At 73.4% G+C, this 12,519-nt stretch carries 12 protein-coding genes; 6 read left to right on the top strand and 6 right to left on the bottom strand.

The genetic code is table 11. From position 1 onward, the window contains the following. Nucleotides 1-53 precede the first annotated feature (53 nt). Together ACIGXE_RS02200 and ACIGXE_RS02195 are read left to right on the top strand one after the other, a co-directional pair. On the top strand, nucleotides 54-887 hold the full coding sequence (locus ACIGXE_RS02200; protein WP_399741668.1) for a Scr1 family TA system antitoxin-like transcriptional regulator: 834 nt from the start codon (nucleotides 54-56) through the stop codon (nucleotides 885-887). Beyond that, complete coding sequence (locus ACIGXE_RS02195) at nucleotides 869-1,138, top strand: DUF397 domain-containing protein (protein WP_399741665.1); 270 nt, start codon at nucleotides 869-871, stop codon at nucleotides 1,136-1,138. Before ACIGXE_RS02200 ends, ACIGXE_RS02195 begins: the two co-directional genes overlap by 19 nt. 24 nt (nucleotides 1,139-1,162) lie before the next feature. Here ACIGXE_RS02195 and ACIGXE_RS02190 read toward each other — a convergent pair whose 3' ends face one another. From ACIGXE_RS02190 to ACIGXE_RS02180, 3 genes are all read right to left on the bottom strand, one after another. Further along, entirely contained in the window at nucleotides 1,163-1,759 is a 597-nt protein-coding gene (locus tag ACIGXE_RS02190) for a ClpP family protease (RefSeq protein ID WP_399741662.1), read from the bottom strand. 56 nt (nucleotides 1,760-1,815) lie between these two features. Next, nucleotides 1,816-2,466, bottom strand: coding sequence for a TOPRIM nucleotidyl transferase/hydrolase domain-containing protein (locus ACIGXE_RS02185; RefSeq protein ID WP_399741659.1), 651 nt, complete (start codon nucleotides 2,464-2,466; stop codon nucleotides 1,816-1,818). An 82-nt stretch (nucleotides 2,467-2,548) separates the two neighbouring features. Then, nucleotides 2,549-3,220: a DUF4097 family beta strand repeat-containing protein gene (locus tag ACIGXE_RS02180; RefSeq protein ID WP_399741657.1), complete on the bottom strand. Its 672-nt coding sequence runs from the start codon at nucleotides 3,218-3,220 to the stop codon at nucleotides 2,549-2,551. Nucleotides 3,221-3,456: 236 nt separating this feature from the next. Here ACIGXE_RS02180 and ACIGXE_RS02175 point away from each other — a divergent pair, with 236 nt between their 5' ends. Next, complete coding sequence (locus ACIGXE_RS02175) at nucleotides 3,457-4,191, top strand: helix-turn-helix domain-containing protein (protein ID WP_399743689.1); 735 nt, start codon at nucleotides 3,457-3,459, stop codon at nucleotides 4,189-4,191. An 8-nt stretch (nucleotides 4,192-4,199) separates the two neighbouring features. On the opposite strand, the gene ACIGXE_RS02170 is transcribed toward ACIGXE_RS02175, so the two are convergent. Then, nucleotides 4,200-5,315: a TetR/AcrR family transcriptional regulator C-terminal domain-containing protein gene (locus tag ACIGXE_RS02170; protein WP_399741654.1), complete on the bottom strand. Its 1,116-nt coding sequence runs from the start codon at nucleotides 5,313-5,315 to the stop codon at nucleotides 4,200-4,202. A gap of 168 nt (nucleotides 5,316-5,483) precedes the next feature. Here ACIGXE_RS02170 and ACIGXE_RS02165 point away from each other — a divergent pair, with 168 nt between their 5' ends. The 3 genes from ACIGXE_RS02165 (at nucleotide 5,484) to ACIGXE_RS02155 (ending at nucleotide 10,152) form a co-directional block, all read left to right on the top strand. Next, nucleotides 5,484-6,707: an FAD-dependent monooxygenase gene (locus ACIGXE_RS02165; RefSeq protein ID WP_399741651.1), complete on the top strand. Its 1,224-nt coding sequence runs from the start codon at nucleotides 5,484-5,486 to the stop codon at nucleotides 6,705-6,707. Between the two features lie 249 nt (nucleotides 6,708-6,956). Then, complete coding sequence (locus tag ACIGXE_RS02160; RefSeq protein WP_399741647.1) at nucleotides 6,957-8,330, top strand: FAD-dependent oxidoreductase; 1,374 nt, start codon at nucleotides 6,957-6,959, stop codon at nucleotides 8,328-8,330. A 190-nt stretch (nucleotides 8,331-8,520) separates the two neighbouring features. Continuing rightward, complete coding sequence (locus ACIGXE_RS02155; protein WP_399741644.1) at nucleotides 8,521-10,152, top strand: LuxR family transcriptional regulator; 1,632 nt, start codon at nucleotides 8,521-8,523, stop codon at nucleotides 10,150-10,152. 215 nt (nucleotides 10,153-10,367) lie between these two features. Here the strand turns inward: ACIGXE_RS02155 and ACIGXE_RS02150 are convergent, their stop codons facing one another. After that, a complete protein-coding gene (locus tag ACIGXE_RS02150) occupies nucleotides 10,368-11,060 on the bottom strand; it encodes a TerB family tellurite resistance protein (protein WP_399741642.1) in 693 nt (230 codons plus the stop codon). 132 nt (nucleotides 11,061-11,192) lie between these two features. After that, nucleotides 11,193-12,485, bottom strand: coding sequence for a choice-of-anchor A family protein (locus ACIGXE_RS02145; protein ID WP_399741639.1), 1,293 nt, complete (start codon nucleotides 12,483-12,485; stop codon nucleotides 11,193-11,195). Nucleotides 12,486-12,519 lie beyond the last annotated feature (34 nt).

Genomic DNA, 12,519 nt, shown 5'->3' with positions numbered 1-12,519 from the left:
ATCGACAGCCACGCTGGGGCAACAACTGCGGTGTCGGGTTCGGGAGTCAATCCATGGCCAAAGGCAGACAACAGGCGGCGTGGGAGTTCTTCGGGGAGCTCCTGAAGGAACGCCGCGAGGCGGCGCGGCTCTCCCAGAACGAGCTGGGTGCACGGGTGTTCGTGTCGGGGGCGTACATCGGACTCTTCGAGCAGGGAATCCGGAAGCCGCAGCAGGATCTGGCGAGGAGATTCGACGAGGTCCTACAAACCGGCGGTATTTTCGAACGCACCTGGCGAAAGCTGATCGACAAGTCGCCGTACGCGGAATACTTTCAGGCCGCGGCGGAGTTGGAGGACGTCGCGACGAAGATCTGTGAGTTCGAGTCAAGCGCCATTCCCGGCCTCCTCCAAACGCGCGAGTACGCGCGTGCCCTCACCCGCGCCAGTAACCCGCTCGCCTCTGACGACTACGTCGAGGAGAAAGTCAGCGCGCGGCTCGATCGGCAGGCGATCCTCAAGGACGCTGCACGGCCCATGTACTGGGTCATCCTGCACGAAACGGCGCTGCGTATCCCTGTGGGAGGTCAGGCCGTGATGGCGGAGCAGCTCCACCACCTCGTGTCGCACGTACGAGGGCGAAAGGCACTTCTCCAGGTGTTGCCGTACGCGGCGGGCGCCTACCCCCAGATGGGCAAGCCGCTCAAGCTCATGGAGTTCGCGGACGCGCCGCCAACGGCCTATACAGAGGCGGTGTATTCGGGCAACCTCCTCGACGATCCGGCTGTGGTGAAGCGGGCACAGCAGACCTACGATCTCCTCAGGGCCGCCGCTCTGTCGCCAGAGGCGTCCCTGGCCCTGATCGAGTCGGCGGCGGAGGACTTCAGACGATGCGCGAGTACGACCTGAGCAACGCCCACTGGTTCACGAGCAGCTACAGCAACGCTTCCGGCGGCGACTGCGTCGAGGTCTCCTACGACTTCGTCGGCGCCGCCTGGCGCAAGAGCTCCTACAGCGACGGCGACGGCGGCAACTGCCTCGAAGTCCTCGACGGAGTCCCCGGCGTCGTCCCCGTCCGGGACAGCAAGGTCCCCGACGGCCCCGCGCTCCTCCTCCCCGCCGCCGCCTGGGCCGCGTTCGTGGCGGGCGTGAAGAGATGACGACGCCGCCGCCCGCATGACCCGTCACGCCCCCGAGTCCAGGACGTCGTCGATCAGGCCGTACTCCTTGGCCTCCTCCGGCGTGAGCCAGCGGTCGTCGGCGAAGTCGGCGGCGACCCGGGCCGCGTCGCGGTGGGTGTGCCGGGCGAGGAGTTCCGTGACGCGGACGCGCGTGTGGTGCAGTTCGGCGATCCCGAGGCCGTCGGTGTCGGCGGCGACGGCGTCCGCGAAGGACGGCAGGTGCAGCATCATGCGCGTGTTGGGCAGGGCGTACCGCTTGCCGGGAGTGCCGGCGGCGACGAGGAACTGCGCCATCGAGGCGCAGTAGCCGAGCCCGATGGTGACGACGTCGTTCCTGATGTGCTGCATCGTGTCGTAGATCGCCAGGCCGGCCGGCACCGAGCCGCCCGTGGAGTTGACGTAGAGGGTGACGGGGCGGTCGCTCTCGGCGGCCAGGAGCAGCAGCTGGGCCGTGACGCGTTCGGCGGTCGCGTGGGTGATGGGCGTGGCGATGTGGACGATGCGGTGCCGCAGCAGGCGCTCGACGACGGCGGCCGCCTCGGCGTCCGCCCCGGCGTCGGTGGCCTCGTGGGCGGTGGGGTCCTGGGAGTCGGCGGGCATGGGGACATGCCTTCCATCGGGCGCCCCGCTCCTCACGGGTCATGCCGCCGATCGGCTCACAGGCCGGCGAAGAGCGCTTCGAGCGGCGCGGGGACGTCGGTCGCGTCGAGGGCCTCCACGAGGACGCGGCCGTAGTGGATCTTGCGCCCCTTCTTGGTGCCGAAGAAGCGCCGTAGCTGCTGGTGCGGTGCGCGGCCCTGCTGCGCGGGCTGGCGCAGGAAGGTGCGCAGCGGCCGCTCGTCGCCCTCCGCCCGGACGAGTTCCGTCACCCGGGCGATGCCCAGCGCGCGGATCAGCTCGTCCTCCAGGTCGGCCGCGCAGACGAAGAAGCCCCGCTCCTCCGTGCCGGCCCGCTCCAAGGCCCGGGCGTAGTAGTCGCGCTCCCGCTCGTCGCACAGTCCGACGAGCCGGAGGCCGAGGCCGGACGGGCCGAGCAGGCGGGCGAAGCGTCCGACGCTCATCGCGCCGCCGATGGGCAGGACGCAGACCCCTTCGGCCGCCAGATCACGGCCGCGGCGCTCGGCGAGTGCGTCGACCGCGGCGACGTCGCTGAGCCCTTCGAGCAGGACCACCGTCCGTACGGGCAGTCGCGCGGCGAGCTCGCGCGCGCGCTCCTCCAGGTCACCCGCCACCGCCGGCTCACGTGCCGCGGCGTCGCTCGCCGCCCACGCGAGGACCGCTTCCCGGAACGCCCCCATGTCTTCCATGGGGCGAGTGTCCGTCCTCGGCAGGCCCGCGTGCCATCGGATATCCGCGTGGCACGGCGTCTCCCCGGGCCGTCGCCCTTGCTCAAAGGCTGCGCGCCTCGACGTTGCCGTAGCCCGTGGTGGCCTGGATGTTCAGGCCGGCGTCGGCGCCCTCGGCGTTCCTGAGCGTGTTGCGGATCCGGCCGTAGCCGGTGCCGGCGTCGAGGGAGGCGGAGACTCCGGCGGCGGCGCCGACCGAGATGTCGCCCATCTGGGTGCGCAGGACGACCGCGCCGCGGCGGGCCTCGCTGATCCGGATGTCGCCCTTGCCGGTGCTGATGTCGGCGGGGCCGGTGAGGCGGCCGACGGTCACGTCCCCGCCCGAGGTGGCGACGCTCAGGCCCGCGGTCTCGTCGATCTTGATGGCGCCCTGCGCGCCCTCGAAGGCGACCTCGCCGAAGCGCCCGACGCCCCGGAACTCGGCGCAGGAGGAGGTGACTCCGACCCGGGAGCCGGCGGGCAGCTGGACCGTGACCTCGATGGAGCCGGAGGAGCCGAAGTACTGGTTCCTGCCCTCCGGGGCCGCGATCCGCAGCACGCCGTCGGCGTAGTCGACCCTGGTCTGCGCGGCGGCCTTCACGTCACGGTTCTTGGCGGCATTGGCCGGCAGGACCTCGACGGTGGCGTCGGCCCGGTCGGCGGCGATGAACTGCACGCGCCCCGCGGGGAAGTCGATGACCGCGGAGATCGGGGCGGTGGTGGCGAACTTCTGCATCGTTCTGTCTCCTCTGGAGTCTTGCGCTCGTCGTTTCTGACACCGGAAACGCTACGTTGCTTTCCAATGTGCGGCAACAAGCTTGTTGCGCGTAATCGGCATCACTCCAGGTCAACTCGCGAATATCGTTGCAACGGATCACCCTCTAATGCAACGCCAGTGATCCATCACGTTGCATTGGACGAGGTGTGAACGCTATGCTGACCGCGTCACAGCCGTACGAGAGGGAGACCGCGATGCCGGGAGGCCGACTCACCCAGCAGGAACGCCAGCAGATCGCGCTGGGACTGGCCGACGGGCTCGCCTACGCGGAGATCGCCAGGCGTCTCGACCGCCCCACCTCGACGGTCACCCGCGAGGTCATGCGCAACGGCGGCCCCACCGCCTACCGCGCCGACCTGGCCCACCGCGCCACCGAGCGCCGGGCCCACCGGCGTAGGCCGGCCGCCCCGCGCGGAGCGCAGGCGCCCGAGCTGGCCCACGGCCGCGACGCCGAGGCCGTGCGCGAGTACGAGGAGGTGTTCACCACGCTCCTCATGCAGCAGGGCCTGCCCAAGATGATGTCCCGGGTCCTGACCTGCCTGTTCACCACCGACGAGGGCAGCCTGACCGCGGCCGAACTCGTCCAGCGCCTCCAGGTCAGCCCGGCATCCGTCTCCAAGGCCGTCGCGTTCCTCGAGCAGCAGGGCCTGATCCGCCGCGAACAGGGCGAGGGCCGCCGCGAGCGCTACGCCGTCGACGACGACGTCTGGTACCAGTCGATGGTCGCCGCCGCCCAGTCCAACATCGCGCTCGCCCAGACCGCCCGGCAGGGCGTCGGCATCCTCGGCCCCGACACCCCGGCCGCGGTCCGCCTGGAGAACGTCGCCCGCTTCGTCGACTTCGTCGCGGAGAGCATCATGCGCTCCGCCGAACAGGCCCGCGACATCCTCTCCACCCGCCGCGACCCGGGCCACCCGACCGCCGAGTGAGCAGCTGATCAGTCGGCGGGAGGCGCGTCCACGTACGACGCGATCCCGTCGAGGAGACGCTGGAGGCCGAACTCGAAGAGGGCGTCGAGGTCGAGGTCGTAACCGGTCGCGGCCAGCCGGGAGAGGGCGGGGAAGCGGCCGGAGGCCAGGATCGTCAGGAGCGCGGGCTCCTGCGAGCCCATCCACTCCTCGTTGTCCAGGCCGCTGTGCGCCTCGGCCTCCCGCTCCGCCTCCAGGTTGACCGCGATCCCCCGGGCGTAGTTGAGCAGCGTGAGGTGCGCGGTGAAGGCGGTGTTCAGGTCGAGGCCGCGCGCGAGCAGCGTGGCGAGCATCCACTCGCTGTACGGCAGTGCCGAGCCGATCATCTGAGGCCGCGTCACCGACAGGGCCGGCGCGAGCCACGGGTGGCGGCGGAACAGCTCCCAGAGCCGCCGGACCGCCAGCTCGATCGCCGCCCGCCAGTCCGCGGGCGCCTCGTCGGGCAGCGGACGCTCCGCGATGACCGCGTCCATCATCCGCGTCAGCAGGTCGTCCTTGTCGGCCACGTGCCGGTACAGCGACATGGTCGCCACCCCGAGCTCGGCGGCCACCCGGCGCATCGAGACCGCGGCGAGCCCCTCCGTGTCGGCGACCTCGACGGCGGCGGCGACGATCCGCCCGAGCGCGAGCACCGGCTGGCCCGACGCCGCGTCGGAGGACCCGGCCGGACGCGACCCGACCGGACGCGACCCGACCGGATGCGGTGCGACCGGATGCGGTGCGACCGGATGCGGTGCGACCGGGGGGCGGCTGCGGGACTGCGCGCTCGCGGTGCCTCGGGGCTGCGCGCTCGCGGTGCCGCTCGGCCGCGCGCTCGCCGTGCCGCGGGGCTGAGCGCTCGGGGCCTCCACCACCGTCCCGACGCCGGGGACCGCGCGGACCACGCCCTCGCGGCGCAGCTCGGTGAGCACCTTGGTCGCGGTCGCCATCGCGACGCCCCACTGCCGGGTGATCTCGCGGGTGGACGGCACGCGGTCGCCCGGCGCCAGTTCGCCCGTCTCGATCCGCCGCCGCAGCTCGGCGACGATCCGACTGGAGCGCGATTCCGCCCGTCCGCTCACCGAAACACCCTCCGTCACGCTCATCCGCACTAGTGCACCTGGACGGCGCCATCGTAGCCGGTGGCGCCGGGCGACCCCCTCGAGCGAACCCGATCCACCGCCTACCGCACTAGTACGGGTGCCCGCAAAGGCCGTGGTGCGCAAGGAGTTTCACGCTTGCGCACTACCTTGCGTACAGCGTACGTTCACAGCATGGGGAACGACGAGATACTCATTTCCGGGGCCGGCATCGCAGGGCCCGCGCTGGCGTACTGGCTACGCAGAGGAGGCTTCCGTGTCACGGTCGTGGAGCGCGCGCCGGCGCCCCGACCGGGCGGGCAGACCGTGGATCTGCGCGGCGCCGGCCGCACCGTGATCGAGCGGATGGGCCTGATGGACCGGGCCAGGGCGGAGAGCGTGGACCAGCGCGGCCTCGCGCTCGTCGACACCTCCGGCCGGGTCACCGCACGGATGCCCGCCGAGAGCTTCGGCGGCGAGGGAATCGTCTCCGAGATCGAGATCCTCCGCGGCGACCTCGCCCGCCTGCTGTACGAGGCCACCCTGCCGGACACGGAGTACCTGTTCGACGACACCGTCACCGGGATCGACGAGGACGCCGACGGGGTCGCCGTGACCTTCGAGAAGAGTGCGCCCCGCCGCTTCGGTCTGGTCGTCGGCGCGGACGGACCGCACTCCGTGGTGCGCACGCTCGCCTTCGGCCCGGAGGACGCGTGCGTCCGGCCGCTCGGCCTCTACACGGCCTGGTTCACCGCCACCGTCGACGACCTGGATCTCGACGGCTGGTACCTGATGCACAACGCGCCGGGCGGCCTGGTCGCCTCCGCCCGCCCCGGCCGCGAGCCCGGCGAGATCAAGGCCGGCCTCAGCTTCCGCTCGGCGCCGCTCACCTACGACCGCCGCGACGTCGCCGCCCAGCGGGAATTGGTGGCCCGGCGCTTCGCCGAGGTCGGCTGGGAGGCCCCGCGCCTGGTGCGGGCGATGCGCACCGCCCCGGACTTCTTCTTCGACTCCATGGGCCAGGTCCGCCTCGACCGGTGGCAGCGCGGCCGGGTCGCCCTGCTCGGCGACGCCGGGTACTGCGCGACCCCGCTGACCGGCCTCGGCACCAGCCTCGCCCTGGTCGGCGCCTACGTCCTGGCGGGCGAACTCTCCGCCGCCAGGTCGAGCGGGCGCGACCACCGCGTCGCCCTCCGCCGCTACGACGAGGTGATGCGCCCATACGTGACCCAGGCTCAGCAGCTGCCGCCGGGCGGAGCCTCGGGGTACGCGCCCTCGGGCCGGCTCGGCATCCGCCTGCGCGACCTGTCGATGCGGTCGATGACCCGCTGGCCGATGCGGCAGGTCCTCGCCGCCCAGTTCGCCAAGGCCGGGGACATCGCACTCCCGGAGTACGGTCCGGCCGCGCGGACCCGGTGAGGGCCGACGGACCACACGCGGGCCGGACGGGCCTCCACAAGAAGGGGCTGTCCGGGGCGGCCCGACGTTCGTGACCGCCCTCGCCGGCGACCGGCTCAGCCAGCCCACCTAGGCCACCCTTTGAGATGCCATAAGCCTGACTTATGAGGCCATAGACCGGGGGCGGGTACCGGATCGTTTCCGGTGTTATTTAGGGTGACCTAAGTGCGGCGATCCCTCGCCGCCGCTCGCTTGCGAAGGGAAACCGTCATGCCCCGCCCCCTCCGGGTCGCGATCGTCGGCGCCGGCCCCGCCGGGATCTACGCCGCTGATGCGCTGCTGAAGTCCGAGGCCGCCGCCGAACCGGGTGTGTCCATCGACCTCTTCGAGCGGATGCCCGCGCCGTTCGGCCTGATCCGCTACGGCGTCGCGCCCGACCACCCGCGGATCAAGGGCATCATCACGGCCCTCCACCAGGTGCTCGACAAGCCGCAGGTCCGCCTCTTCGGCAACGTGAACTACGGCACCGATCTCCACCTCGACGACCTGCGGTCCTTCTACGACGCGGTGGTCTTCTCCACCGGCGCCATGTTCGACCGCGAGCTGCGCATCCCCGGGGTCGAGCTCGACGGCTCCCTCGGCGCCGCCGACTTCGCCTCCTGGTACGACGGCCACCCGGACGTCCCGCGCACCTGGGACCTCTCGGCCGAGAAGGTCGCCGTCCTCGGCGTCGGCAACGTCGCCCTCGACATCGCGCGCATCCTCGCCAAGACCGCCGACGAGCTGCTGCCGACCGAGATCCCGCCGAACGTCTACGAGGGCCTCAAGGCCAACAAGGCCCTGGAGATCCACGTCTTCGGCCGCCGCGGCCCGGCCCAGGCCAAGTTCAGCCCGATGGAGCTGCGCGAGCTGGACCACTCGCCGAACATCGAGGTCATCGTCAACCCCGAGGACATCGACTACGACGAGGGCTCCATCGCCGAGCGGCGCAAGAACAAGCAGACCGACATGGTCGCCAAGACGCTGGAGAACTGGGCGATCCGCGACGTCGGCGACCGCCCGCACAAGCTCTTCCTGCACTTCTTCGAGTCCCCCGTCGAGATCCTCGGCGAGGACGGCAAGGTCGTCGGCCTGCGCACCGAGCGCACCGAGCTCGACGGCACCGGCAACGTCAAGGGCACCGGGCAGACCACCGACTGGGACGTCCAGGCCGTCTACCGCGCCGTCGGCTACCTCTCCGACGAGCTGCCCAAGCTCCCCTGGGACACCGTCAGCGGCACCGTCCCCGACGAGGGCGGCCGGGTCATCGAGGAGGGCGGCGCGCACATGGCCTCCACCTACGTCACCGGCTGGATCCGGCGCGGCCCCGTCGGCCTCATCGGCCACACCAAGGGCGACGCCAACGAGACCGTGGCCAACCTGCTCGACGACCACGCCAACGGGCGCCTGCTCACCCCCGAGTCCCCGGAGGAGGACGCGGTCGTGTCCTTCCTGGAGGCCAAGGGCGTCACGTACACCACGTGGGAGGGCTGGTACCGGCTCGACGCCGCCGAGAAGGCGCTCGGCGAGCCGCAGGGCCGCGAGCGCGTGAAGATCGTCGAGCGCGAGGACATGCTGCGCGCCAGCGGCGTCGACCTGGGCTGACATCAGACCGGTCGCGCCGACCGGTCGCGCGCCGGCCGGTCAAACCGTCTGGTCACACCGGCTGGTCACACCGGCCCGTGACACCGGCCGGCCGCACCGACCGGCCGCACCGACCGGCCGCACCGGCCGGCCACAGCCTGCCGCGGCACCTTCCCGGCCCTACCCTGAAAGGGCCGGGAAGGAGCCCGTCATGGCCGCCATCCTCACGCAGGCCAGGGACGCGGCGGCCCGCGAGGACTGGGCCGGTGCGTACCCCCTCCTGCGCGAGGCCGACCGGCACCCCACCGTGCCCCTCGCGCCCGGGGACCTCGACGCCCTCGCCGACTCCGCCTGGTGGTCCGGCAACGTCGACGAGTCCGTCGCCGCCCGGCTGCGGGCCCACGCCGCCTACGTGGCGGAGGGCGACCGGCGCGGCGCGGGACGCACCGCGTGGTGGCTCTCCTCCGCCTACCGCCGCCTCGGCCGGCCCGTGGCCGCCGCGGGCTGGCTGCACCGGGCCCGACACCATCTGGACGGCCGGCCCGACTGTCCCGAGCAGTGCTTCCTCGCCCTCGCGGACGCCGAGGAGGCCCAGGAGCACCACGACCCGGCCGCGGCCCTCGCCGCCGCCCGGCGCATGACCCGGCTCGCCGACTCCACCGGCAGCCCCGACCTCCTCGCCCTGAGCCACCAGGCCGAGGCCTCCGTCCTGCTCGCGCAGGGCCGTCGGGCGGAGGGGCTCGCCCTCCTCGACGAGGTGATGAGCACGGTGACGGCGGGCGGACTGAGCGCCCTGTTCACCGGCCGGCTGTTCTGCCTGGCCCTCGACGGATGCCTGGGCGCGGCCGACCTCGGCCGGGCCGTGCCCTGGACGGACGCGGCGATGGCCTGGTGCGCGGTCCCGGAGCCCGCGCCCCCCGCCGCCGCGCCGGCTGCTCCCCGCCCGGCGTGGGCGACCGCCCCTCCCCCGGACCCCGCCCGGGCGGAGCCCGCGGGGCGGGACGGGTGGTCCCGACGGAACGGCGCCCCGGCCGGCGCCTCCGCTCAGACGCTCGTACGGCCGCCCCTACCGCCCGCGCCTCACGGCGCCCGGCCCCACGGCGCCGTCCCCAACCCCTTCCGTGGCCTGTGCCGCGTCCACCACGTCGAGGTGCTGGACCTGCTCGGCGAGTGGACGCGGGCGGAGGAGGAGGCGCATCTGGTGCACCAGGAGGTTCTGGCGGACTCGCTCGACGCCGCCGCCGCGGCCTCGTACGCCGCCGGGGACATCCAGCGGCGCCAGGGCCGCCGCGACGAGGCGGCCCGCTCGTACGCCCGGGCCCACGAACTCGGGCGCGTCCCGCAGCCGGGGCTCGCGCTGCTCCGGCTCGCCGAGGGCCGCGTCGAGACCGCCCTCGCCGGGCTGCGGCTGGCCCTGGACTGCCAGAGCGACCCCTGGCACGACCTCCTCGGCCGCGCCCGGCTGCTCGCCGCGCTCACCGAGGTGACCCTGGCGGCCGGCGAGACCGACGCCGCCGAACAGGCGGTGCTGGAGCTGGAGGAGCTGGGACCTCCTCAGGACGCGCCGCTGCTCGCCGCCGTCGCCGCCGGCGCGCGCGGGGCGCTGGCCCTCGCCCGGGGCGGGCCGGCGCACGAGCCGCTGTGCCGGGCCCTCGCGCTCTGGCTGGAGCTGCGCGTGCCGTACGAGGCCGCGCGGGCGCGGATGCTGCTCGCGGCGGCCGACCGGGCGGCCGGTGACGACGAGGCCGCCCGGCTCGAACTGGGCGCCGCCCGCGCGGTCTTCGCGCGTCTGGGCGCCGTCCCGGACACCCACCGCGCCGCCGCCCTCCTGGCGGGCACGTAAGCCCGCACCGACGCGCCGGCCCGAGAGCAGAGACCCGCACGCCGTGAGCCGCACACCGTGAGCCACGCGCCGAGGCCCGTGAGCCGAGCCCCGCGCGCCATGACCCTCGTGGCGTGAGCCGCGCACCGCGACCCGCCCGCCATGACCCGCACGCCGAGACCCGCGCCCCCTGCCCCGCAAACCCCGCCCCTCGGCCGTGAGGGAAGCGTCGGTCGTCAGCTCACCGTGCGGGCCGTCGCCAGCAGGCGGGCGGTGTCGTCCGCGCACAGCGCGAGCGCGTTGCCGACCGTGCCGAGGACCTCGCGCTCGGCCGGGGTGTACGGGCCGTCCGCGAGGGCGATCCGGGCGCCCTGGAGCAGGATCGATTCGCGTCCCGACGGAGCCAGGTGCGGGGAGAGCGGTTCGAGGGCCTCGTGGAGCTCGATGGCGAGGGCCGCTCCCCCGCTGCTGACGTCCGGCAGGAAGCGGCCGGTGTCGGCGGCGAGGGCCTCGACGAGCTCGACGAGCTGGAGCCCGGTGCAGTCGGCGAAGCCGGCCGCGCGGACCGCGGCGGCGGCGGTGTCCACGGCGGTACGGGACGAGGTGCCGCCCGCCGCGAGGACGGCGAGGGCGACGGTGTGCACCGCGTCCCGGAGCATCCCGGAGAACCGGCTGGTCGTCGGGTGCGTGAGCACGTCCGTACCGAAGTGCGTGTGGCAGGCGGCGCACTCGACGACCGGACCCGCGTGGCCCCGGGGCAGCAGCGGCACGCCCAGGAGGGCGAACCGGCGGCGCCCGGTGCGACGGCGGTAGTTGCGGTCGCCGCCGCACTCCTCGCAGAAGAACTCGCCGTCGCCGATCGTGTTCCAGGAGGTGCGGATTCCGCAGAGAACCCTGCTCCGGTCCCGTGACTTCCGCGCTGACCGCACGCCGCACCTCCTTAACGTTCCGGCAACACTGCCGGCCGTGGCGTGATGTTAGCCACATCGATGATGTGGCGTCAGCACCTCGTCAGCAGAACGCCAAGGAGATGGCCGAGACCCGCCGGGCCCCGCCGGGGCTCAGGAAGCGCGCCTGCGCAGCTTCGCGAAGGCCAGGAAGCCGCCGCCGACGAGGACGGCCGCTCCGGCCACCCCCATCGCGCCAGGTCCGAAGGCCGAGCCGGTCCGGGCGAGATCACCCTCCGGAGTGGACGACGGCGCGGGCGCCGGTGCCGCGGCCGATGTGGACTGCGAGGGGGTGGGGGCGGAAGTGGCCGGGGAGGAGGGCTTCGGGGAGGCGGTCCCGGTGGGCGTCGGAGGGGCCGTGGGCACCGGGGTCTCGGTCGGCTTCGGCTGCTCCGGCGGGACGACCGGGCCGGGCCGCTGCCCGCCCGGGAGGCAGCCGGTGAAGTTCATCTGGTGGGTCTCGGCGCCGGGCACGGTGATCAGCTTCTCGGCGATCACGGAACCGTTGACGTGGCCGGGGCCGACGCCCTTGCCGCCCATCTCGACGGTGGCGTTCGGCGCGAGGACGGTGCCGGGCCAGGAGGTGTGGTTCTTCTTCACGCTCTCGGCCTGCGGGAAGTTCCACAGCAGCTTGGCGCGGATCTGCCGGAAGGCGTCGCTCGGCAGGTCGTAGTCGTCGATGACGGGCGCGCCGCTCTCGCCCTGGTAGTAGACGCCGTAGGTGGCCGCGGCGTTCATGTCGTACGAGGTGCCGAGCACGTTCACCAGGGTGGAGGCGCCGGCCGGGACCTTCAGGGTGATCGCGCGGGCCTTCTGCAGGTCGGCGGCGTCCACGGCGAAGACGTTGAGCTGCCGGTCCGTGCCGGTGAGGAACAGCCCCTGGCCGCCCTGGTCGCTCGCGACGGTGCCGTTGGGGTCGACGGTCGCCCAGCCGGCGGACAGGGCGCGCAGCGAGCCGAACTCCTTGCCGAAGTCGATCGGCGAGGGGCCTTCCTTGACCTTGTTCCCGTCGACGCCGAAGCCGGAGCCCGGGGTGGAGCGGTCGACGACCTTGCCGGCGACGCCGGTGCCCTTGTCCAGGACGACCTGGTTCGCGTAGAGGGTGCCGCCGACGACGAGGCTGTGGCCGCCGGGCAGGGCCGCGAGGTCCGCGGAGCCGAGCCGGCTGCCGATGGAGAAGCCGGAGCGCTGCTCGGGGCTGCCGAAGGTGGCGTCGCCGCCGACCGCGACCGCGCCCTCGGAGTCGGAGTGGCGCACGGAGTCCCGCTCGACGAACTCGGCGTACCGTCCCGCGGTGCCGAGGGGGTTCGGCGCGCACGCGGGGGTGCCGGCGGAGGCGGCGGGGGCCCAGGTGAGGGCGGCTCCGGTCACCGCGAGGACGGCGGCGACGGCAGCGGACGTGCGCATGCGGAACTCCAGGTCGGGAGTGCGGGGAGAGAGT

It is taken from the genome of Streptomyces sp. NPDC053431, assembly GCF_044544925.1.
In the GTDB taxonomy this organism is placed as follows: domain Bacteria; phylum Actinomycetota; class Actinomycetes; order Streptomycetales; family Streptomycetaceae; genus Streptomyces.
Note: the sequence above shows the minus strand (reverse complement) of the source record. Positions and strands in the feature narration are given on the sequence as shown.

What these genes read in the sequence shown, in the direction of transcription:
- ACIGXE_RS02165 (WP_399741651.1), top strand. Translation starts at nt 5,484, where the DNA reads ATGGGGAACGACGAGATACTCATTTCCGGGGCCGGCATCGCAGGGCCC.
- ACIGXE_RS02190 (WP_399741662.1), bottom strand. Translation starts at nt 1,759, where the DNA reads ATGCCCGCCGACTCCCAGGACCCCACCGCCCACGAGGCCACCGACGCC.
- ACIGXE_RS02180 (WP_399741657.1), bottom strand. Translation starts at nt 3,220, where the DNA reads ATGCAGAAGTTCGCCACCACCGCCCCGATCTCCGCGGTCATCGACTTC.
- ACIGXE_RS02170 (WP_399741654.1), bottom strand. Translation starts at nt 5,315, where the DNA reads ATGAGCGTGACGGAGGGTGTTTCGGTGAGCGGACGGGCGGAATCGCGC.
- ACIGXE_RS02160 (WP_399741647.1), top strand. Translation starts at nt 6,957, where the DNA reads ATGCCCCGCCCCCTCCGGGTCGCGATCGTCGGCGCCGGCCCCGCCGGG.
- ACIGXE_RS02195 (WP_399741665.1), top strand. Translation starts at nt 869, where the DNA reads ATGCGCGAGTACGACCTGAGCAACGCCCACTGGTTCACGAGCAGCTAC.
- ACIGXE_RS02200 (WP_399741668.1), top strand. Translation starts at nt 54, where the DNA reads ATGGCCAAAGGCAGACAACAGGCGGCGTGGGAGTTCTTCGGGGAGCTC.
- ACIGXE_RS02155 (WP_399741644.1), top strand. Translation starts at nt 8,521, where the DNA reads ATGGCCGCCATCCTCACGCAGGCCAGGGACGCGGCGGCCCGCGAGGAC.
- ACIGXE_RS02185 (WP_399741659.1), bottom strand. Translation starts at nt 2,466, where the DNA reads ATGGAAGACATGGGGGCGTTCCGGGAAGCGGTCCTCGCGTGGGCGGCG.
- ACIGXE_RS02175 (WP_399743689.1), top strand. Translation starts at nt 3,457, where the DNA reads ATGCCGGGAGGCCGACTCACCCAGCAGGAACGCCAGCAGATCGCGCTG.
- ACIGXE_RS02145 (WP_399741639.1), bottom strand. Translation starts at nt 12,485, where the DNA reads ATGCGCACGTCCGCTGCCGTCGCCGCCGTCCTCGCGGTGACCGGAGCC.